Raw genomic sequence first — 19,818 nt, 5'->3', positions numbered from 1 at the left:
GAACCCCATCAGACTTGGCGGAGACAGCCCCTTGTCCGAGATCGCCCTTACCACCCTCGTCGGCTCGGCCGGTTTCGCCGTGGGCGCAGTGTTCGGCTGGGCGGCGCGGGCCAGCGACTTCTGCACCATGGGAGCCCTGTCCGACATGGTGTTCCTGGGCGACCGGCGGCGGCTGCGGGCCTGGGTTCTGGCCATGGCGGTGGCCCTGCTGGGATCGCAGGCCTTGCAGGCGGGCGGATGGATCAATCTGGACAAGTCCATCTATCTGGGCGCCTCCCTCCCCTGGGCCGGGGCCATCCTGGGCGGGCTGATGTTCGGCTATGGCATGACCCTGGCGGGCGGTTGCGGCAGCAAGACCCTGGTGCGGCTGGGCGGCGGCAATCTCAAATCCCTGGTGGTGGTGCTGGTGACCGGCCTGTTCGCCACCATGACCCTGAAGGGCCTGCTGGCCATGGAGCGCATCGCCCTGGAACAGGCGACCAATATCGCCGCGACCCGGCTGGGCGCCAGCGGCCAGAGCCTGCCGGCCCTGCTGGCCGGATGGGGCCTCCCCGAAGCCGTCGGCCGCCCTCTTGCCGTCGCCGTTCTGGCCGGTGGCGCCCTGATCTGGTGTCTCAAGGATGCCGCCTTCCGGACGGCGGGGAGTACGCTGGCCGGCGCCCTGGTGATCGGCCTGACCGTTCCCGCCGGCTGGGCCGTCACCGGCATCCTGGGCGCCGACGATTTCGACCCGGTGCAACTGACCTCGCTGTCGTTCATCTCGCCCATGGGCGACGGACTGATGTACCTGATGACCTATACCGGCGCGACCATCAGCTTCGGCGTGGCGGCGGTAGGCGGCATCGTCGCCGGCTCGTTCCTGGCGGCCCGCCTGGGGGGCAGCTTCGCCCTGGAAGGCTTCGCCGATACCGCCGACCTGCTCCGCCATCTGGGTGGTGCCGCGCTGATGGGCATCGGCGGCATCATGGCCATGGGCTGCACCATCGGCCAAGGACTGACCGGTCTGTCGACCTTGTCGGCCACCTCGTTCCTGGCCCTGGCCTCGATCATCCTGGGCGGCGTCATTGGCCTGCGCAGCCTGGACGAAGGCGGTCTGCGCGGTGGCCTCCGGTCCTTTCTGTCCCGCTGAATATCATAATATTATGATATATCGGTTGCGCCGTCTCGCCCGCCTCCGCTACCATGAAAGAAAAAACATTCCTGGGGAGGAGAGGGACGTGGACGCATCCCGGAATCTGAATCGCCGGACCGTGCTGGCGGCAAGTGCCGCGCTGGCCGCCACGGCGGGTCTGGCCGCGCCCGCACTGGCGCAGGAAGCCGACGAACTGGCCCGCAAGCTGATGGGGCCCTTCAAGGCCAAGGACGGCAAGGTCAAGCTGAAGATGCGCGACGTGGCCGCCAGCGGCGCCTCGGAGCCCATCACCGTTTCGGTGGACTCGCCCATGACCGCCGCCGACCACGTCAAGGCCATCCATGTGCTGGCCGAGGCCAATCCCTATCCGGTGGTGTCGTCCTGGTACCTGACCCCCCAGTCGGGCCGCGCCGAGGTCAGCTTCCGCATGCGCCTGGCCAAGACCCAGACGGTGCGGGCCTATGCGGTGACCTCCGACGGCGAGGTCTGGATCGCCCGCCAGGAAATCACCGTCACCATCGGCGGCTGCGGAGGCTGAGGACATGGCGAATTCCGATCGCGTCAAGGTGCGCATCCCGGCCAAGGCCAAGAAGGGCGAGATCATCGAGATCAAGACCCAGGTCAGCCACGACATGGAGACCGGCCTGCGCAAGGACGCGGCCGGCAAGACCATTCCCCGGCACATCATCACCCGCTTCACCTGCACCTGGAACAACCAGCCGGTGATCAGCGCCGACTGGCACCAGGCGGTTTCGGCCAATCCCTTCGCCAGCTTTTTCGCCGTCGCCACCACCAGCGGCAAGATCAAACTGAACTGGTTCGACGAAAACGGCGAGACCCTGGAATATATTCACGATATCGTCGTGGAATAGACCGGGCTGTAAGGGCTAATACTTACAGCATTGCCGCCCTTCACTTTCGTCAATATTAATAGTTTGGCGACCACAATCCTTCGATATATCATGCATCGTTGAGGCCTGAATTTAAGGGGTCTCCACATCGTCGAATTGCAGGTATGACGCGGCTCGCGGGCATTGCCCCATCCGCCGAAGAGGCTCCCATGCTGAAAAATCTCAGGATCGCAGTCCGGCTTGCCCTGGCGCTGATCATTCCGCTGGTGGCAGTCATCGTCTATTCCGGCCTGGCCCTCTCGGAAAAAAGCCGGCAGGCCAACGAGATGGAGCAGGTGGAGGAACTGGCGCGCCTGGCCCCGGCGGTCAGCGCCCTGGTCCACGAACTGCAGAAGGAGCGCGGCACCTCGGCCGGCTTCGTCGGCAGCAAGGGCGAGAAGTTCAAGGACCGCCTGCCGGAGCAGCGCAAGGCCACCGACGGCCAGCTTTCCGGACTGAGGACGGCCTTGTCGCACTTCCCCGCCGCCGATTACGGCACCAGCTTCAAGGCCAAGCTGGACGCCGCCGAGATCGCCCTGAAGGGACTGGACGACAAGCGGATGGCCATCACCGCCCTCAGCCTCCCCTTGGCCGACACCACCGGCTATTACACCGGAACCATCGCCCGGCTGCTGGCGGTGATCGAGGAGATGGCGGTGGTCAGCCGCGACACCCGCGTCACCAAGGCGATCATCGCCTATGTGCAATTGCTGCAGGGCAAGGAACGGGCCGGACAGGAGCGCGCCACCGCCAGCGGTGGCTTCGCCGCCAAGGCCTTTGCTCCGGCGCTCCATCGCAGTTTCACCCAACTGATCGCCCGCCAGGAGGTGTTCTTCGACACCTTCGCCAAGAACGCCGAGCCCGAGCTGCGTCAGGCCTTCGAGAAGATTCAGACCGATCCCGCCGTCAAGGAGGTGGACCGCATGCGCGCCGTGGCGCTGGATGCCCCGTTCACCAACGATCTGGGCGGCATCGAGGCTCCGGTGTGGTTCGACACCATCACCCGCAAGATCGACCTGCTGAAGCAGGTAGAGGACATGGCCTCGGCGGCCCTGGTGGACATGGCCGACAAGGGCCATGACGCCACCCTGAGCGCCCTTTATGCCTCTCTGGGGATTACCCTTGCCGTCCTGACGCTGGGCATCATCCTGATTTCGGTCATCGCCCGCGGCATCACCCGGCCCCTGGCCGCAATGACCTTCGACATGACCCGACTGGCCGAGGGCGACAAGACCGTACTCATCGAGGGACTGGAGCGCCGGGACGAGATCGGCGCCATGGCCCGCGCCGTGGAGATCTTCAAGGACGGCCTGATCCGCGCCGACCGGCTGGAGCAGGAGCGCCACCAGACGGAAGTGGCCAAGGACCGGCGCGCCCGGGTCATCGACAACCTGCTGCGCGAGTTCAATGACGAGGTGGGCGACGCCTTGTCGGGCATGGCGTCCACCGCCACCGAGCTGGAAGCCACCTCACGCTCCCTGTCGTCGACCGCCGAAGGCGCCTCGGCCCAGGCCTCGGCCGTGGCCGCCGGCATCGAGGAAACCGCCGTCAACATGCGCACCGCCGCCGGCTCGGCGGAGCAACTGGCCCACACCGGCAAGGACATCACCCGCAAGGTCCAGGATTCCGTGCGCATCAGCGAGGAGGCCTCGGCCGAGGCGCGGCGCACCACCCAGCTGATCGACGGCCTGGCATCGGCGGTGGACAAGATCGGCGCCGTGGTGGCCCTGATCAACGACATAGCCGCCCAGACCAACCTGCTGGCACTGAACGCCACCATCGAGGCGGCCAGGGCCGGTGATGCCGGCAAGGGCTTTGCCGTGGTCGCCAACGAGGTCAAGCATCTGGCCAACCAGACCGCCAAGGCCACCGACGAGATCGCGGGACAGATTTCCACGGTGCAGAAGGTCACCGGCGAGGCGGTCTCGGCCATCACCGCCATCACCTCGGTGATCGAGCAGGTCCACGACGTAGCCACCGGCATCGCCCAGGCGGTGCAAGGCCAGGACAGCGCCACCGGCGAGATCGCCGCCAATGTAACCCAGGTGGCCACCGCCACCGGCGAGATCAGCGCCAATGTCGCCGGCGTCAATCATGCCGCCGAGGAAACGCGACAGGCCTCGGCCGAAGTGCTGCAGACCGCCCAGGACGTCTCGGAGCGCGCCAACCGGCTGCGTGACCGGGTCGATTCTTTCCTCACATCCATCCGCACATCCTAGGGCATAATGGAGCCCGGCCGGTCGGAAGACCGACCTGCGGGACGCTCCAGCGTGAAGGCATCAGATCATGGAATACAGCATCAAGACGGTCAGCGGGGGCGCCGACATCACCATCAAGGGACGGCTGACCTTCGCCGCTGCCGACGTCTTCCCCAAGTTTCTTGCCGAACTGGACAAGAAGGAAAAGGGGCATTGGGATATCCGGCTCGGTGAACTGGACTTCGTCGATTCCACCGGCATGAGCCTGTTCGTCCACATCTACGACAGCGCCAACGCGGCCGGAACCAAGGTGGTGATCCATGGAGCCAAGGGACCAGCGCGCGAAGCCATGGAACGCGCAGCCTTCCAAACTCTGTTCGAGTTCAGGTAGGCCCGGCTCGCTCAGCAGCCACGCCATACGGGCGGGCGCTTCTCCAGAAAGGCGTCGATTCCTTCCGCCGCGTCCATGGCCAGCATATTCTCGGTCATCACCTTGGATGCCAGGGCGTAGGCGTCGTCCAGGCCCATCTCCAGCTGACGATAGAAGGCCTCCTTGCCCACCTTGAGGGTATGGGCGGATTTGGACGCGATCAGGCGGGCCATGGACGCCACCTCGGAATCCAGGGCCTCGGCGGCCACCACGTGGTTGACCAGCCCCCAGCGCTCGGCGGTCCCGGCGTTGATGGGACGGCCCGACAGCAGCATCTCCATGGCCTGCTTGCGGCCCACACCCCGGGACAGGGCCACCATGGGGGTCGAGCAGAACAGGCCGATATTGACCCCCGGGGTGGCGAACTTGGCCTCGGTCGCGGCATAGGCCAGGTCGCAACTGGCCACCAGTTGGCAGCCGGCCGCCGTGGCCATGGCGTGGACCTTGGCGATCACCGGCTGGGGCAGCCGGACGATGGCGGTCATCACCCTCGAGCACAGGGCGAACACCGCCGCCACCTCATCGCGCCCTTGCAGCGCGCGCATTTCCTTGAGGTCATGTCCGGCGCAGAAGGCCGGGCCGTTGGCGGCCAGCACCACCACCCGCACCGCGGGATCGCGGGCGATGCGAGCCAGTTCCGAGTCCAGCTCGGACATCAGCGCCACCGACAGGGCGTTGCGGGCCTCCGGCCGGTTGAGGGTCAGGGTGGCGACACCCGCCTCGTCGCGGCGGAGCAGAATGGTTTCGAGCTCGGACATACCAAACCTCCCTTGCCATCACCGGCGGAAATCCCGGACACTGGTCGGACCAGTTTAACCAGGAGGCCCAATGTCCGCCATCACCGCCGAACAGTTCAACGCCCTGCTGATGGAAAAGCTGCCTATGGCCCGCGATCTGGCCATCCGGGCCGAGAGCATCGGCAAGGGCACGGCGCGGCTGCTGATGCCCTTCGGCCCCCACCTGACCCGGCCGGTGGACGTGGTCTGTGGCCCGGCCCTGATGACCCTGGCCGACGTGGCGCTTTACGCCGCCGTGCTGTCGGCCATCGGCCAGCAGGAAATGGCGGTGACCAGCAATCTCAACATCAGCTTCCTGCGCAAGGCCGAGCGCTGCGACATCATCGCCGAGGCCAGCCTGCTGAAGCTGGGCCGCCGCCTGGCCATGGGCGCGGTCGAGCTGATCGCGGCGGGAACGGACGAACTGGTGGCCCATGTGACCGCCACCTACGCCATTCCCTGAGGCGAGGATTTAGAGCAACCTGCGTTATCTGACGCAGATTGCTCAAGCGGCCGGAAGGCCGCGCCCGGCGAGGGGCAAACGTGAATCTTACCCCAGCACGATGGACGTCACCGCCTCGGCGAGGCGGCGCGGACGTTCATCGATGCCGGCCAGCTTGACCTCGCCGGGCCGGGGATCGATCTCGGCGATCTTGTTGCCTTTTTCCACCGGCACACCGTCATGGGTCAGGCCGCGCACGATACCGTCGAACAGGGCTCGCACCACCGCATCGCCGATGCGGGCGACCACCTGGCCCTCCCTCACCCGCTGGCCGATGGCGGCCTCGGAGCGCAAGATCCCCGCCACCGGAGCATAACGGAAGCGCGAGCGGGCCTGACCCAGCACGGCGCGTGGCTCTCCCGCCAGCATCAGGGTGGAGCCACGGCGCACCACCTGGCCCAGTTGGTCCCACGAGGTCTCCACCGCCACGTCGACGTTGACGCCGATGGCGCAGCCCGGCCCCATGCCGATCACCAGGGGCGCCAGTCCGATCTGGGGCTCGGGGGCCTGCTGCTTGTTCATGCGGGCGTCCACCAGCACCGCCCAGGGCCGAGCGCCAAGAGCCGCCTGGAACTCCATGGCCAGCAACGGAACCTCCCCCGCGTCCCAGGCGAGGCCCATGGACCGGGCATCCCCAAGGCGCCGGGCGCAAAGCCCCTCCAGTTCGGCGGTTCCCTGGAAGTAGGCGTCGGAAAAAGCCATCCGGCGGCGGATGGCGATGGGCGGCCGCGACGATTGCAGCGCCACCCGGCATCCGGCCCAGGTCAGATGGCAGGCGATGGCCGAGGCGATCTCGCCGGTGCCACGGATCAGAATGTCACGGGCCACGGGGACCCATCAATCCGCCCAGCACCTGGTCGGAATACATGGCGATCACCTGCTCCTTGGTCAGGCGGCCATGGGGTCGGAACCAGGTGCAGACCCCGGTCAGCATGCTGAGGATGCCATAGGCGGCCACATGGGCGTCGCCGCAGCGAAACAGCCCGGCCGCCTCGCCCTGGTCGAGAATGTCGATCAGGCGGCGCTCGTAGCGCCGGCGAAGAGACACGATATCCTCGTAGTGATTGGGCTCCAGGCTCCGCAACTCCGAGGCCCCGATGAATACCTCGCGCTTGCGCACGATGTGATAGGTGACGTGGAAGGCCACGAAAGCCCGCAGACGCTCTTCCGGCCCCTGCCCGTCCACCGCCGCCATGGCCGCGTCGAACTGCAGGAACAGCTCGTCCATATGGGTGCGGATCAGATCGTAGAGCAGGTCTTCCTTGGTGCTGATGTGATTGTAGAGCGAGCCCACCTGGATGCCGACCTCGGCCGCCAGCTGGCGCAGGCTCATGGCCTCGAAGCCATGCTCGTAGATCAGCTTGAGCCCCGCCTTGCGGATGGCCTCCATGGTGCGCGGGCCGTGGGAGCCGATGGTGCGGGCCATGGTCTATCCGGCTTGCCGGGCGCGGGCCTCGACGGGCGCGGCGAAGACGTAGCCCACCGAGCGCACGGCGCGCACCGGCAAATTCTCGCCGGTGGCGGCATTGACCTTGCGCCGCAGCCGGGCCATCACCGCGTCGATGCTACGGTCGTCATAGCCGCCGACGCTCTTGCCCAGCGCGGCTGCGATGTCGTCGCGCGCCACCGAGGCGCCCGGCTCCTGGGTCAGGGTCTGCAGCACCCGGTACTCGGCGTTGGTCAGCGGCACCCGGTGGCCGTTGGGGGTGATCAGCGACCAGCTGGCGGCATCGAAGCCCCAGGTCTGGTTGCCGTCTTCGCGGGTTTCGCGCTTTTCCTCGGCCGGCGGTTCGCTCAGACGCCGGGTCAGGCTGTGAATCACCGCCTCCAGTTCGCGGAACTGCACCGGCTTGACCAGATAGGCATCGGCCCCGGCGGTCAGCCCCAGCACCCGGTCATCCAGCTGGCCCCGCGCCGTCAGCATGATGATGCCGACCTTGCTGGCCGAACGCAGCCGGGCGGCAATGGAAAAGCCGTCCTCGCCGGGCAGGTTGACGTCGAGCACCAGGAGATCAGGGGAAAAATCCGGCAACAGGGCATCCATCTCCGCCCCCGACCCGGCCCGCTGGACATTCATGCCGACCAGGGAAAGATAGCGGCAAATAGAGCCACAAAGATCAGGATCGTCCTCGACGACCATTACCTTGATCATAGAACCCCCCCGGAACGAGACAATCTTGGCTTCAATTTCACCATACTTTACAAAGTTCTCATCTAGCGCGTAAGTATTAGCTCGTTTGGTTGTTCGCCGACCCCATCCGGCAACCATACGTCGAATATTGTGCCTGCGCCGCCCTGGCTGTCCACCGATATCGCCGCGCCATGAAGGTCCATGATGCGTTTGACGATGTAAAGACCCAGACCGGCGCCGCGGACGCGGTCGGATTTGGTCGAGCGGTAGAACTTTTCGAAGATGCGCGGCTGCTCGTCCAAGGCGATTCCCGGACCCTGGTCACAGACCCGGACCCGGACCGCGTCGGAATCGGCGGTCACAAGGATGGTCACCGGACTGTCGGCCGGCGAAAATTTCAGCGCATTGTCGATCAGATTGGAAAACGCGATGCGCAGGAGAGTCGGATCGACCATGGCCATGGCCCGTTGGGGAGCCTGGATGATCAGGTCCCGGTACCCGGCGAAGGGCCGCTTGTCGTCGCAGATGTCGCTCAGCATGCGGGCCACGTCCACCCGGTCGAGCTGCAGCCGCATGGCCGAGGAATCCAGGCGGTCGTCGGCCAGGCAGACATCAATCAGTTCCGACATCCGGCGCACGGCGCGACGGATCTTGGATACCTCGTCCCTGGCGTCGTCGTTGGCGCGCAGATAGATGCCCAGCAATTGCGACGCCGCCTCGATGATGGCCAGCGGCACCCTGAATTCGTGAGAAACCATGGCCAGGAAGTTGCGCTGCTCGCGCATGGCCTGGCGCTCCGCCTCCAACGCCGCCTCGGCCCGGCGCCCGCTCAGCCGGAGCATGTTCTCCAGATCCTTGCGGGTGGTGATGTCGTTCAGACAGACCAGGGTGGAATCCTGGCCGTTATAGACGAAGCGCACCGCCGACAGCAGCACCCAGCGCTCCACCCCGGGCATGCGCCGCACCCGCATTTCGACGCCGAGGACGGCACCGCTCAGGCCCAGTTGGTCGATCAGGGTCCGCCGCTCGTCCGCATCGGAGTAAAAGTCGCTGGCCTGCTGCCCGATCGCCCTGTCCTGACTCACATTCAACAGTTCGCAGGCCGGCTCGTTTAGGAACATGACCCTTCCCTCGGGGAAGCTGGCCACCACCATGGGAAACGGCGCCGCGTCGAGGATGGCGCGCAATTGGCCCTCGCGCTCCCTGACCCGATCCTCGGCGGCCCGCCGCTCGGCGATCTCGGTGGCCAGGGCGGCATTGGATTGGGCCAGTTCCTGAGTGCGCTGCCGCACCCGCTCTTCCAAAGCCCGCTCGATCTGCTGCGCCGATTCCAGTTGCGCCTGCCTGGCCCGCTGGCGGCTGGCCTCGATGGCGGCGCCGCGCCACACCAGGCCGGACCCGATCAGCAGCAGATGGACGCCCGCCCCGAGATGGGCGAACAGATCCAGCTCCATGGGCATGGGGGCAAAGCCCAGCGTCCGGCTCACGATGGCGACATTGGCCATGACCGGGATCTGCACGGCGAACAGATACCACCGGGTGAAGACATCGCCATCCATCACCCGGCGCACGGCCAGAATGGAGGTGACGGCAAAAAAGGCGATGACCGTGGACACCACCATGGGAGCCACCAGCCAGTAGATTCCGGCGGGGACCGACAGGGCGGCCCACTGGCAGCTTCGCCCGATCATCATGTATATGCGTTCCAACCGGGGAAAATAGACCTCGAGATCCAGGACGCGGGCGGCGAAGATCACCGCTCCGCCGATGCTCAGGCAGAGCGAGACCCCCAGCAGATGGTCGGCGACCAGGGGCAATTGGGGAAAAAGATACTGGGAGGCAAAGCCTCCCCGGGCCAAATGCATGCATTCCAGCGGGACGGCGCAGGCGAGAAAGGACAGATACAGGCGGTCCCGCCCCGCCGAATACTGAACCACGGCGAACAAGATGATGATGATCAGCACGCCATGGGCGAAGCCCTGGGCGAGATCGCGGCGAGCGGCGCCGAGGGCGAATCCGGCGGGCGACAGAAGGCGCGCCGAGACGGTAATGGTGCTGGTGGACTTGACCTTCAGATAGACCCTGTGGGGCAAGTCGTCGGCCAGATGGAGGCGGAAGACCAGCGTGCGATAGGCCACCTCCCGCGCGGTGAACGGCACCCGGTCGCCGGCCATGGCCACGTGAAACCCGCCCTTGCCGTCCTCGATGTACAAGGTGACGAAGTCCAGATAGGCCGGTTCGACCTCCAGCAGCCAGTCGGCAGGCGTATCGGCGCTTCGCCTGATCTCGGCGCGCATCCACCAGGACGCCCGGTCATAGCCGGCGGCGAGATCCCCCTCGAGCGGAGAAAAGCCGCCCGCCGCCGCACCGATCACGTCCTTGATCTCGAGTTGCCCGGAAGGATCGCGCAGGACCGACCAATGGCCCGCCAGGGACTGCTCCGTGGTCTCGGGAGACAACGGCGTGGCGGCAACGGCCGCGGGGCCGGATGCCAGCCCTGCCCAAAGAATGATTGCCAGGACCGCCGCGAACCGCATCCGCCCCCACAAACCCAAGGCCTTCCCCTCCCTGTCACAGCGCCTCGAACCGGTGCACCGAAGCAAACCTGAGCGCAAAGGTTGCAACCGGATTGACTTGCCTTTGGGTGTCCAATCCCATTAGTTCTAGAAAGCATGAGACGGGGGCGTCATCCAAGACAGATTTTGCTGCGCGGTCTGCCGGTGCTGGTGGCCATGGGGGCGCTTGCCGAATCCGCCCCCGCGGCCGAACCGCCCAAGCTGCTGCCCGATCAGTCGTTCATCGACACCCGCTATATGGGGCGGCACGCCGGCCAGGACCTGCCGCCGACCATCCCGCTGACCGACCTGCCGGTGGCCGAGCCGCTGATGCCGGCCAAGACCGCTTGGCCCACCGAGTTCTTCGCCCAACGCCGCGCCGTGGCGGCGGCGGGCAATGTTGCACTTACCGGCGGCTTCCAGGGCAACGGCGTGGTGTCCACCGAGGCGGGACTGGCCAATACCGAGCTGGGGGACGCATCCCTCTGGGCCGGTGCGCGGCACGACCACGTCAAGCCCTATGAAGACGGTGCCGGACAGCGGGTGAATTACGGCTACGACCGCATCAACACCCAATTGGCCGCCGCCTGGCGCCCCGCGCCCAAAAGCCGCCTGTCCGGCTTCGTCATGCGCGACGCCTTCTCCCACCACCGCATCCCCAATTACGGCATCGACGCTACCCGGCTGGACCGCTACCTCGCCTCGACGGTGTTCGAGCACGCGCCGACCGACTCGGCGCTGAACCGGGTTGAGGCCGGACTGGTATTCGATGCGCTGAGCTACGATGCCGACAACACCTCCCTGAGGGACCGGGGCAGCCTGGGCCTCAAATACAACGGCCTGTGGACCACCGCGCGCGGGCTGGTGCGCGGCGAGTTCGCCACCGGCTCGTTCCGCAATACGGTGACGGCGGATTTCGGCCTGTTGAAGTACAACATTGACATCGATGCCCTTTACCCCGCCCAGGGGCAGGCCGTCCATCGCATGCCCGATGTCCAAACGCTGCAAGGCGGGCTGACCTTCGCCACCGCCACCAAGCTGTCGCCGCAGGATTCCCTCAGCGCCGCCCTGCGCCTGGACGCCATCCACTCGGACCCCAACGAGCGCAGCCAATTGCCACCGGTCTCCGGCTCGGGGGCCTCGTCGTTCCAGGTTACGCCACAGCAATTGTGGAACCGCTATTACGGCGGCAACGTCGATTCCAACCCGACCAATCTCAATGTCAGCGGCCGGATTCTGGTGGCCCACGACACCGAGGACCGTACCGGGCGCCTGCATGCCGATCTGCGCCGGGCCGTGCGCAGCCCGGATGCGGGCGAGCGCTTCTATGCCAATTCCGGCCCCACCGCCCTCACCCAGGTGGGCAACCCGCAACTGAATCCCGAGGCCCATCATCGCTTCGAGCTGGGAGCGCGTCAGGACGGCGGCGGCTTCAAGGGCAATTTCGCGCCGGGCAATCCGACGGGGTCGTGGCGGGTGGCGGTCTCGGGCTATGGCGACCGCGTGGTGGATTTCATCACCGCCGACCGGGCCAGGGGCCAGACCGGCATCGCCAGAAGCGACGGCGCCATCATCTACCGCAATGTGGACGCCTATCTGGCGGGAACCGCCCTGGAAGCCTGGTGGCAGGTCTCGGAGGGCTGGGGGGCGCGAGCCAAGCTGTCGTGGACACGCGGCGAGAACCTGACCGATTCGCGCCCTCTCTACCAGATCCCGCCGCTGGACGGTGAGATGGTGATCGAGCACCGGCGCGAACTGGCCCCCGACACCGTGGGATCGGCGGGCGCACGCCTCAGCTTCGCCGCCAGCCAGAACCGAATCGACGCCTATTCCTCCACGGGATCGGCCGAGGACACGGCGGGCGGCACCGCCGGCTGGGCGCTGCTTGACCTGTTCGCCGGCGTCGCACTGGGGGAACGCGCCGCCCTCACCGCCGGCATCGCCAACGTGCTTGACAAGCACTATCACCTGCACGTCAACCCGCTGCCGCAAAGCCCCACGACCAAGCTGCAATGGGCGCCGGGGCGCAGTGCCTTCGTTCAGGCCACCGTCAGCTTCTGAGAACGCCGCGGGTCACGCCGTGGGAGTGGCCGCGTCCAGCAGCATGGCGCGGAACAGGGCCAGCAGCGACTGGTCGATCTCGCCGCCCATGCGCTCGGTCATCAGGGTCAGAGCGTCCTCGGGGGACATGGGCTCCTTGTAGACCCGGCGATCGGTCAGCGCCCCGAAGATATCGACGATGGAAGCCATGCGCGCCAGCTCGTTGAGCTGCGAGCCGTGAAGGCCGTGGGGGTAGCCCTTGCCGTCGAGCTTTTCGTGGTGCTGGGCGGCGATGGTCAGCACGCCCTTGGGCAGATGGTCGCACAGCTTGAGATAATCCACGGATTTGCTCACATGGCTACGCATGACCTGCAGTTCCACGTCGTCCAGCCGGCCGGGCTTGTTCAGCACCTCGTGGGGGATGGTCATCTTGCCGATGTCGTGCAGCAGCCCGCCGCTGGCCAGCAGGTTGAGATCCTCGCCCTTCAGCCCGATGGTGTGGCCGAACAGCGACAGCAGCGTCGCCACCCGCAGCGAGTGGACGTAGGAGTAGTTGTCATGGCCCTTGACCCCGTTGAGGATCACCTTGAAATCGTGGTTGCTGACCGCATCCACCAGGGGGCCGCAGGCCTCGGTGATCTCGGTGTAGACCAGGGGCTCGCCCTTGTCGATGAGGTCCGAGATGTTGTTGAAGCTGTCCACGGTCCGACGCAGCGACTCGCGGTATTGCGGCGCCAAGGTCTCCCATTCCGCCTCAACCGTCTTGTTGACCAGGCTGGAAATGGTCTTGATCAGCGTCGAACGGCGATAGGGCTTTTCCAGACAGGCATCGGTATCATACAGGGCGCTGCCCAATTGCGACGGGTGCCGCGCCAGGGTGCGGATGATAGGCACCCCCCTCAGCAGCTGGCGGGTCAGCGCGATGGGGTCGCCGCCGGCACGCGGCACGATCCGCTCGTCCAGCAGCACCACGCAGGGCGGCGTCCTGACCAGGGCTTCCATGGCCTGATCGAAGTTGTCGAAGGCCGCCACCTGATAGAACGACATCAGGGCGGAGGCCACCTGGTTGCGATGCCCCGCATGGGCGTCGACCACCGCCACCAGGATCTTGCGCGAATGATCGGCCATATGGGGATTGGGAGCCGCCCCAAGAATCACAGGGCACCTTCCCGGCAAGCGACGGCTGCACATAAAGGATGAGCCCTCGCCCCACGGCAGGAAACCGCCATTACTATGCCTCACATCACCAAAGCCCACGCCTTCAGTATGTGGTAGGCCGTAGCAATACGCAATATGCGCAGAGTGAGGAAGGCGAACCAAATTCCACCCGTGGATTGGCGCCACGACGGAAATTGCGTCAAAAAGAAAGCCCCCGTCCCAAAGGACGAGGGCTTTCCCATTAGAGCCGAACCGGAAAACCGGATCAGTACATGTGCTGGCCGCCATTGACCGACAGGGTCGAGCCGGTGATGAAATCGGCTTCGTCGGCGATCAGGAACATGACGCAGCGCGCGATGTCCTCGGCGCGGCCCAGACGGCCCACCGGGATCTTGGCGATGATCTTTTCCAGCACCGCCGGCGGCACGGCACGGACCATGTCGGTATCCACATAGCCCGGCGCGATGGCGTTGACGGTGATGTTCTTGGCGGCGCCTTCCTGGGCCAGGGCCTTGGTGAAGCCGTGGATGCCCGACTTGGCGGCGGCATAGTTGACCTGGCCGTACTGACCGGCCTGACCGTTGATGGAGCCGATGTTGACGATGCGGCCGAAGCCGCGCTCACGCATGGAATCGATGGCCAGACGCGCCATGTTGAAGCAGGAGGTCAGGTTGGTGTGAATGACCTCTTCCCACATCTGGTAGCTCATGCGATGCAGGGTGGCGTCACGGGTGATGCCGGCATTGTTGACGATGATCTCGACGGGGCCGTGCTCGGCGACGATCTTGGCGATGGCGGCTTCGCAGGCGGGGTAGCTGCCGACGTCCCACTTCATGGACGGGATGCCGGTCTCGGCGGTGAACTTGGCCGCGGCCTCGTCATTTCCGCCGTAATTGGCCACCACCTTGTAGCCGGCCTTCTTCAGGGTCACCGAAATCTCGCGGCCAATGCCGCGGGTGCCGCCGGTCACAATTGCTAAACGACCCATGGACTTCTCCTCTATCACTGTGTCTCCGCTCGGATCTTTGATGCCGGTATGCTCCGGCTGTCCGATCTGTATTCCCACCCTGGGAAAAAACGGGGGAGCCGCCGGGCGGGCGCGGCTCCCCTTTTCTAAAGAACCTGACTAGATCAACGCTCGACGCAAAGGGCGATGCCCATGCCGCCGCCGATGCACAGGGTGGCAAGGCCCTTCTTGGCGTCGCGGCGGCCCATTTCGTACAGCAGGTCGACCAGGATACGGGCGCCCGAGGCGCCGATGGGGTGGCCGATGGCGATGGCGCCGCCGTTGACATTAACCTTGGAGGTATCCCAGCCCATGCCCTTGTTGACGGCGATAGCCTGGGCGGCGAAAGCCTCGTTGGCTTCGATCAGGTCGAGGTCCTCGTGCTTCCAGCCCAGCTTGGCCAGCAGCTTCTGGGTGGCGGGGACCGGGCCGTAGCCCATGGTGTTGGGATCGGTGCCGGCGGTGGCCCAGCCGGCGATACGGGCCAGCGGCTTGATGCCGCGCTTGTCGGCTTCCTTGGCGGTCATCAGCACCAGGGCGGCGCCGCCGTCATTGATGCCCGAGGCGTTGGCGGCGGTCACCGTGCCGTCCTTCTTGAAGGCGGGCTTGGGCTTGGCGATCTGGTCCAGGGTGCAGCCCATGCGGATGAACTCGTCGGTGTCGAACAGCTTCTCCTCGCGCTTGACGGTGATGGTCACCGGCACGATCTGATCCTTGAAGCGACCGGCCTTGGAGGCGGCTTCGGCCTTGTTCTGAGAGCCCAGGGCGAAGGCGTCCTGCTCCTCGCGCGTGATCTGGAACTTCTCGGCCAGGTTCTCGGCGGTGATGCCCATATGGATCGGGCTGAAAGCGTCGGTCAGGCCGTCCTTGATCATGGTATCGACCAGACTGGCGTCGCCCATCTTGACGCCGCCACGCATGTAGATGGCGTGCTGGGCGTTGCTCATGCTTTCCTGGCCGCCGGCGACGATGATATTGGCGTCGCCCAGCTTGATGGCCTGGAAGCCCAGGGCCACGGCGCGCAGGCCCGAGCCGCACAGCTGGTTGATGGCCATGGCGGTGGCGGTGTTGGGCACGCCGGCCTTGATGGCGGCCTGACGGGCGGTGTTCTGGCCACAGCCGGCGGTCAGAATGTGACCCAGCAGCACCTCGTCAACGGCCTCGGCCTCCACCCCGGCGCGCTTCAGCGCCTCGCGGATGACGATCTCGCCCAGCTGGGCCGCCTGCAACCCGGCCAGCGAGCCGTTGAACGAGCCGACGGGAGTGCGGGTGGCGGCGGCGATAACGATGTCGGTCATGAGCTTGTTGTCTCCTCGGGTGGTTATAAGGCCGCAAGGGGCGGGACCACGTGGGGAAGGCGCACTTTCTGGCGTTGTTCCAGAAAGATGTCTCCCCCAGATGTCATAACGCTTCGCTTACCCCTTCTGCAACCGTTCTAAGTGCCTGCCCTGCGGTGCAGCCAACGCATGAGCGGGCCATAAACCTCGGTCTTGGCGCGCGGTCCGGTCAGCATGCCCACATGCCCGCCGGACAGCCTCATCAGCTTGGCACTTGGGATGCGTTCCCACAATGGTAAAGCGGATACGGGCGGCACAATCCTGTCGCGCTGAGGGATCATGACCAGGGTGGGAACTGTAACCTCGCCGGGGTTGACAGGCCTGCCTTCGATACACCAGCGCCCCTCGACGGGATCATTTTCCCCATACCAGCCGAACAGGCATTCCCGCGCCACCGGCCCGGCCAGCGGAACACCGTCATTGGCCCAATCCTCCAGGGCGACGAAGTCCCGCGCCCGGGCGCTTCTGCGCTTCAAGCGGGCAAAAGCCATGAACTTGCGGGCGGCGAGGCCGGGGTCCAGCCCGGCGAACATGGCCTGGAGCATGTCCACCGGCACCTCCCCCACCCCGTCGATCAGCCCGCCCATGGGCTGGGCCAGGGCCTTCATCAGGACGGCGTTGGCCTCGCGCCCGGTGACGAAGTCGTAAGGCGTGGCCAGCAGCACCAGCGCCGAGACCGCGTCGGGGCGGCGCTGGGCCAGGGCCAGGGCCAACAGCCCGCCCATGCAATAGCCCACCACCGCCGGCCGATGCCCGGTCAGGCGCACCACCTCGTCCAGCGCCGCCTCCAGCCGTCCGGCGATGTAATCGGTCAGGGTGAAGCTCTTCTCCGCCTCGCCCGGCGCATCCCAATCCACCAGGAACGGCGCCAATCCCTTGGCGGCGAGATAGCGCATCAGGCTGCGCTTTTCGCTGAGGTCGAGGATATAGGCGCGGTTGATCAGCGAGGGGATCACCAGCACCGGGCGGGCATCGTCGCTTTCGGGCTGGCGGTAATCCCGCAGCGAGGTGGTGCCCTGGCGCCAGGCCTCGGGGGCCGGCGGCAGATCCCGCCGATAGGGATGGTGGCGATAGGCCTCTATGCCGTCGAGAAAGGCGTCGTGACGGCGGACGGCCTCGGCGGCGATGGCCTCGTCAAGCCGAGTCCAAGCGTCGGGTCCGGCCGCGTCGAGGCTTTGCGCCAGGGTCCGCCCCGCCTCCGCCAAGGGCGGCTTCCAGCCGAGCGATCCGTCCTTCAAGTGCGGTAACGCGGCGCGCGAGCTCGTCAGGGTCGAGGCGTGGGTCATGAGGTGCAGCGCCAGGGGACGCGGCCCCGTCCGGACCGCCGGGCTGCTGGGACGTGTTTTCCGCTTTCGGTCCACCATCGGGTTGGTTCACCTTCAGCCCGGTGGCCTGGGCCACCGCGGCGGCACTTTGCGTCATCATGGCGACGCCGCGGGCGACAGCCTCGGCGAGGGCGGGGTCGGCGGCCACGGCCGCCACCTGCTCCTGCCACAGGTCGAGATAGCGGCGCGCGAGCGCCTTGAAATCAGGGGGCGCATCGGACATGGCCGGATCATAGCCCAGCCTCCCTTCCTTGACCATACGGGTGGGGGCGATTTCATGGCGGCGCAAGAAAATTGTTGCCAATCGACGCGCCACGTAAAATTCTGTTACTATTGGTGCAATGCAGCGGGCAATGCCGCCCTCCGGATAGAATCGAGACAAACAGCAGATGTCAGAGTCCCAGACCTCCGCCAAGGCCCCGATCACGATCAAGAAGTATGCCAACCGCCGCCTGTACAACACGGCGACCAGCAGCTACGTCACCCTGGACCATCTGTCACAGATGGTGAAGGATGGCGACGATTTCGTGGTCTACGACGCCAAGACGGGCGAGGATATCACCCGCTCGGTTCTGACCCAGATCATCGTCGAGGAAGAGTCCAAGGGCGGCCAGAACCTGCTGCCCATCAGCTTCCTGCGCCAGCTGATTGGCTTTTACGGCGATTCCCTGGGCGGGCTGGTGCCGCGCTACCTGGAATATTCCATGCAGGCCTTCTCCCATAACGAGGCGCAGATGCGCGACTATATGCGCAACGCCTTGGAAGGGATGTTCCCCTTCGGCCCGTTCGAGGAGATGGGCAAGAAGAACATGGCCTTCATGGAAAGCGCCATGAAGATGTTCTCGCCCTTCTATCCCCAGGGCGCCGACGGCTCCTCGCCCAAGGTCGAGGATCTGCAGGCCAGCGTCTCGGCCCTGCAAAAGCAGATCGACCAGCTGACCAAGAAGAAATAGGGCGAAGCGGGCATCACGCCCGCTTCCCTTTCTTCCCCTACCGGGCCGGCTTTCCCACCGCCACGAAGGACAGGGCGTCGGCGTCAAGCAACCGCTTGGCGGCGCGGCGCGCGTCGCCCAGGCTCACCGCCCCGATCACCGAAGCCCGCCGGTCGAGGAAGTCGATGCCCAGCCGGTCCACCTGCATCTGCACCAGCAGAGTGGCGATGGCGGTGGTGGAATCCTGCGACAGCGGGAACGAGCCGTTGAGATAGGTCTTGGCGTCGGCCAGTTCCGTCTCGCTTGGCCCCTCGTCGCGCATGCGGCGGAACTCCTCCTTGATCAGACGGACCGATTCGGCGAAGCGCGAGTTCTCGGTGGCCACCGAGCCGACGATCAGTCCCGAATGAGCATAGGGCGACAGATAGGAGGTGACGGAATAGGCCAGGCCGCGCTTTTCCCGCACCTCCTCGGTCAGGCGCGACGAAAAGCCGCCGCCGCCCAGGATGTAGTTCACCACATAGGCGGCGTACCAGTCGGGATCGTCGCGGCGCAGGCCCGGCAGGGCGAACAGGGCGGTGGTCTGGGGATTGTCCTTGGGAATCACCACCAGCCCGGCCGGGAGATGGGCCACCACCTCGGGAATGTCTCCCAGCGGGCCGGTGGCCGGCAGGGCGCCGAACACCTCGTCCAGGCGCCGCGCCAGTTCCTGCGGCGTGATGTCGCCCACCACGCCCACCACCAGCCGGTCGCGGGTCAGTTGCCCCTTGGCGAAGGCCCGCAAGTCGGCCACCTGGATGGTCTTGACCGTTTCGACGGTGCCGCGCGGCGAGCGGGCATAGGCGTGGCCGGCGAAAGCCGCCTCGAACAGGGCGCGGGAGGCCTGGGCGCCGGAATCCTGGCTTTCGCGCATCAATCCGGCCAGCAATTGGCCGCGGATGCGCTCCACCGGCTCCTTGTCGAAGCGCGGCTGGACAAGCGACAGGCGGAACAGCTCGAAGGCGGTGTCCCTGTTCTCCGACAGGGTCTTGAGGTGCCCGGCGAAGCTGTCGCGCCCGGCGTTGAAGCCCAGCGTGATGACCTTGTCCTCGAGAATCTGCTGGAAGGCCTGGGAATCATGGGGACCGGCGCCCTCGTCCAGCAGGGCGGCCATCATGCCGGCCAGCCCCGATTTGGCGGCCGGGTCGTGGGCGGCCCCGCCCTTGAAGGCGATTTCCATGGCGATGATGGGGTTGGCATGGTCCTGGACCAGCCAGGCTTCGATGCCCTTGGCGCTGGTCACCTTTTCCACGGTGACGGCCCCGGCGGGAAGACTGGCCAGCAGCAGGGCGGCAAATCCGACAATCCGGGCTGTCATTCCGACGACCTTCGGGAGGAGGAATCCCAGTCTGGAACGGCTGTTCCGA

Annotated in this window: 19 protein-coding genes; 8 read left to right on the top strand and 11 right to left on the bottom strand. The window is 66.1% G+C overall.

The annotated features are described in order from the left end of the window. Positions 1–31: 31 nt before the first annotated feature. The 5 genes from AMB_RS04365 (at position 32) to AMB_RS04345 (ending at position 4,611) form a co-directional block, all read left to right on the top strand. Positions 32–1,129, top strand: a complete 1,098-nt coding sequence (locus tag AMB_RS04365; RefSeq protein WP_197531977.1) for a YeeE/YedE family protein — start codon at positions 32–34, stop codon at positions 1,127–1,129. Positions 1,130–1,217: 88 nt separating this feature from the next. Continuing rightward, positions 1,218–1,670, top strand: coding sequence for a thiosulfate oxidation carrier protein SoxY (locus tag AMB_RS04360; RefSeq protein ID WP_043743413.1), 453 nt, complete (start codon positions 1,218–1,220; stop codon positions 1,668–1,670). 4 nt (positions 1,671–1,674) lie between these two features. Continuing rightward, on the top strand, positions 1,675–2,004 hold the full coding sequence (gene soxZ, locus AMB_RS04355; RefSeq protein ID WP_011383297.1) for a thiosulfate oxidation carrier complex protein SoxZ: 330 nt from the start codon (positions 1,675–1,677) through the stop codon (positions 2,002–2,004). A gap of 188 nt (positions 2,005–2,192) precedes the next feature. Next, positions 2,193–4,241, top strand: a complete 2,049-nt coding sequence (locus tag AMB_RS04350; protein WP_011383296.1) for a methyl-accepting chemotaxis protein — start codon at positions 2,193–2,195, stop codon at positions 4,239–4,241. A 67-nt stretch (positions 4,242–4,308) separates the two neighbouring features. Further along, the gene (locus tag AMB_RS04345; RefSeq protein ID WP_011383295.1) at positions 4,309–4,611 is read left to right on the top strand and encodes an STAS domain-containing protein; all 303 of its coding nucleotides are present in this window, start codon (positions 4,309–4,311) and stop codon (positions 4,609–4,611) included. Between the two features lie 11 nt (positions 4,612–4,622). Here AMB_RS04345 and AMB_RS04340 read toward each other — a convergent pair whose 3' ends face one another. Next, complete coding sequence (locus AMB_RS04340; protein WP_011383294.1) at positions 4,623–5,408, bottom strand: enoyl-CoA hydratase; 786 nt, start codon at positions 5,406–5,408, stop codon at positions 4,623–4,625. A 70-nt stretch (positions 5,409–5,478) separates the two neighbouring features. Between AMB_RS04340 and AMB_RS04335 the strand changes: the two genes are divergently transcribed. Beyond that, entirely contained in the window at positions 5,479–5,889 is a 411-nt protein-coding gene (locus AMB_RS04335) for a PaaI family thioesterase (protein WP_011383293.1), read from the top strand. A gap of 87 nt (positions 5,890–5,976) precedes the next feature. On the opposite strand, the gene AMB_RS04330 is transcribed toward AMB_RS04335, so the two are convergent. The 4 genes from AMB_RS04330 to AMB_RS04315 all read right to left on the bottom strand — a co-directional run bounded on the left by AMB_RS04330 (position 5,977) and on the right by AMB_RS04315 (position 10,596). Beyond that, positions 5,977–6,756: a xanthine and CO dehydrogenase maturation factor gene (locus AMB_RS04330; RefSeq protein WP_011383292.1), complete on the bottom strand. Its 780-nt coding sequence runs from the start codon at positions 6,754–6,756 to the stop codon at positions 5,977–5,979. Continuing rightward, on the bottom strand, positions 6,746–7,354 hold the full coding sequence (locus AMB_RS04325; protein WP_011383291.1) for a TetR/AcrR family transcriptional regulator: 609 nt from the start codon (positions 7,352–7,354) through the stop codon (positions 6,746–6,748). Before AMB_RS04325 ends, AMB_RS04330 begins: the two co-directional genes overlap by 11 nt. Positions 7,355–7,357: 3 nt before the next feature. Beyond that, positions 7,358–8,080 carry a response regulator transcription factor gene (locus AMB_RS04320; RefSeq protein WP_043743410.1) on the bottom strand — a complete coding sequence of 241 codons (723 nt, stop codon included), beginning with the start codon at positions 8,078–8,080 and terminating at the stop codon, positions 7,358–7,360. A gap of 62 nt (positions 8,081–8,142) precedes the next feature. Then, entirely contained in the window at positions 8,143–10,596 is a 2,454-nt protein-coding gene (locus tag AMB_RS04315) for a sensor histidine kinase (protein WP_148207290.1), read from the bottom strand. Positions 10,597–10,761: 165 nt separating this feature from the next. Between AMB_RS04315 and AMB_RS04310 the strand changes: the two genes are divergently transcribed. Continuing rightward, positions 10,762–12,675 (top strand): TonB-dependent receptor domain-containing protein, encoded by a 1,914-nt coding sequence (locus AMB_RS04310; protein WP_231848968.1) that lies wholly within the window; start codon positions 10,762–10,764, stop codon positions 12,673–12,675. A 12-nt stretch (positions 12,676–12,687) separates the two neighbouring features. Here AMB_RS04310 and AMB_RS04305 read toward each other — a convergent pair whose 3' ends face one another. From AMB_RS04305 to AMB_RS26280, 5 genes are all read right to left on the bottom strand, one after another. After that, positions 12,688–13,812 (bottom strand): HD domain-containing phosphohydrolase, encoded by a 1,125-nt coding sequence (locus tag AMB_RS04305; protein ID WP_231848967.1) that lies wholly within the window; start codon positions 13,810–13,812, stop codon positions 12,688–12,690. Between the two features lie 265 nt (positions 13,813–14,077). Beyond that, entirely contained in the window at positions 14,078–14,800 is a 723-nt protein-coding gene (gene phbB, locus AMB_RS04300) for an acetoacetyl-CoA reductase (RefSeq protein WP_043743408.1), read from the bottom strand. A gap of 143 nt (positions 14,801–14,943) precedes the next feature. Further along, the gene (locus AMB_RS04295) at positions 14,944–16,116 is read right to left on the bottom strand and encodes an acetyl-CoA C-acetyltransferase (RefSeq protein ID WP_011383284.1); all 1,173 of its coding nucleotides are present in this window, start codon (positions 16,114–16,116) and stop codon (positions 14,944–14,946) included. 137 nt (positions 16,117–16,253) lie between these two features. Beyond that, positions 16,254–17,360: an alpha/beta fold hydrolase gene (locus tag AMB_RS04290; protein ID WP_011383283.1), complete on the bottom strand. Its 1,107-nt coding sequence runs from the start codon at positions 17,358–17,360 to the stop codon at positions 16,254–16,256. Further along, a complete protein-coding gene (locus AMB_RS26280; protein WP_148207289.1) occupies positions 17,290–17,895 on the bottom strand; it encodes a hypothetical protein in 606 nt (201 codons plus the stop codon). The genes AMB_RS04290 and AMB_RS26280 overlap by 71 nt, the downstream gene beginning before the upstream one ends. Between AMB_RS26280 and phaR the strand changes: the two genes are divergently transcribed. Next, positions 17,870–18,433: a polyhydroxyalkanoate synthesis repressor PhaR gene (gene phaR / locus AMB_RS04280; protein ID WP_043743406.1), complete on the top strand. Its 564-nt coding sequence runs from the start codon at positions 17,870–17,872 to the stop codon at positions 18,431–18,433. The two genes, AMB_RS26280 and phaR, sit on opposite strands and share 26 nt — an antisense overlap. Positions 18,434–18,470: 37 nt before the next feature. On the opposite strand, the gene AMB_RS04275 is transcribed toward phaR, so the two are convergent. Then, positions 18,471–19,769 (bottom strand): M16 family metallopeptidase, encoded by a 1,299-nt coding sequence (locus AMB_RS04275; RefSeq protein ID WP_043743405.1) that lies wholly within the window; start codon positions 19,767–19,769, stop codon positions 18,471–18,473. Positions 19,770–19,818: the final 49 nt, after the last annotated feature.

This window comes from Paramagnetospirillum magneticum AMB-1 (genome assembly GCF_000009985.1).
In the GTDB taxonomy this organism is placed as follows: Bacteria; Pseudomonadota; Alphaproteobacteria; order Rhodospirillales; family Magnetospirillaceae; genus Phaeospirillum; species Phaeospirillum magneticum.
Note: the sequence above shows the minus strand (reverse complement) of the source record. Positions and strands in the feature narration are given on the sequence as shown.

Excerpts from the sequence above, each read along its gene's own strand:
- phaR (WP_043743406.1), top strand. The coding sequence starts at position 17,870 with ATGTCAGAGTCCCAGACCTCCGCCAAGGCCCCGATCACGATCAAGAAG.
- AMB_RS04335 (WP_011383293.1), top strand. The coding sequence starts at position 5,479 with ATGTCCGCCATCACCGCCGAACAGTTCAACGCCCTGCTGATGGAAAAG.
- AMB_RS04315 (WP_148207290.1), bottom strand. The coding sequence starts at position 10,596 with ATGCGGTTCGCGGCGGTCCTGGCAATCATTCTTTGGGCAGGGCTGGCA.
- AMB_RS04325 (WP_011383291.1), bottom strand. The coding sequence starts at position 7,354 with ATGGCCCGCACCATCGGCTCCCACGGCCCGCGCACCATGGAGGCCATC.
- AMB_RS04340 (WP_011383294.1), bottom strand. The coding sequence starts at position 5,408 with ATGTCCGAGCTCGAAACCATTCTGCTCCGCCGCGACGAGGCGGGTGTC.
- phbB (WP_043743408.1), bottom strand. The coding sequence starts at position 14,800 with ATGGGTCGTTTAGCAATTGTGACCGGCGGCACCCGCGGCATTGGCCGC.
- AMB_RS04295 (WP_011383284.1), bottom strand. The coding sequence starts at position 16,116 with ATGACCGACATCGTTATCGCCGCCGCCACCCGCACTCCCGTCGGCTCG.
- soxZ (WP_011383297.1), top strand. The coding sequence starts at position 1,675 with ATGGCGAATTCCGATCGCGTCAAGGTGCGCATCCCGGCCAAGGCCAAG.
- AMB_RS04350 (WP_011383296.1), top strand. The coding sequence starts at position 2,193 with ATGCTGAAAAATCTCAGGATCGCAGTCCGGCTTGCCCTGGCGCTGATC.
- AMB_RS04320 (WP_043743410.1), bottom strand. The coding sequence starts at position 8,080 with ATGATCAAGGTAATGGTCGTCGAGGACGATCCTGATCTTTGTGGCTCT.
- AMB_RS04275 (WP_043743405.1), bottom strand. The coding sequence starts at position 19,769 with ATGACAGCCCGGATTGTCGGATTTGCCGCCCTGCTGCTGGCCAGTCTT.
- AMB_RS04345 (WP_011383295.1), top strand. The coding sequence starts at position 4,309 with ATGGAATACAGCATCAAGACGGTCAGCGGGGGCGCCGACATCACCATC.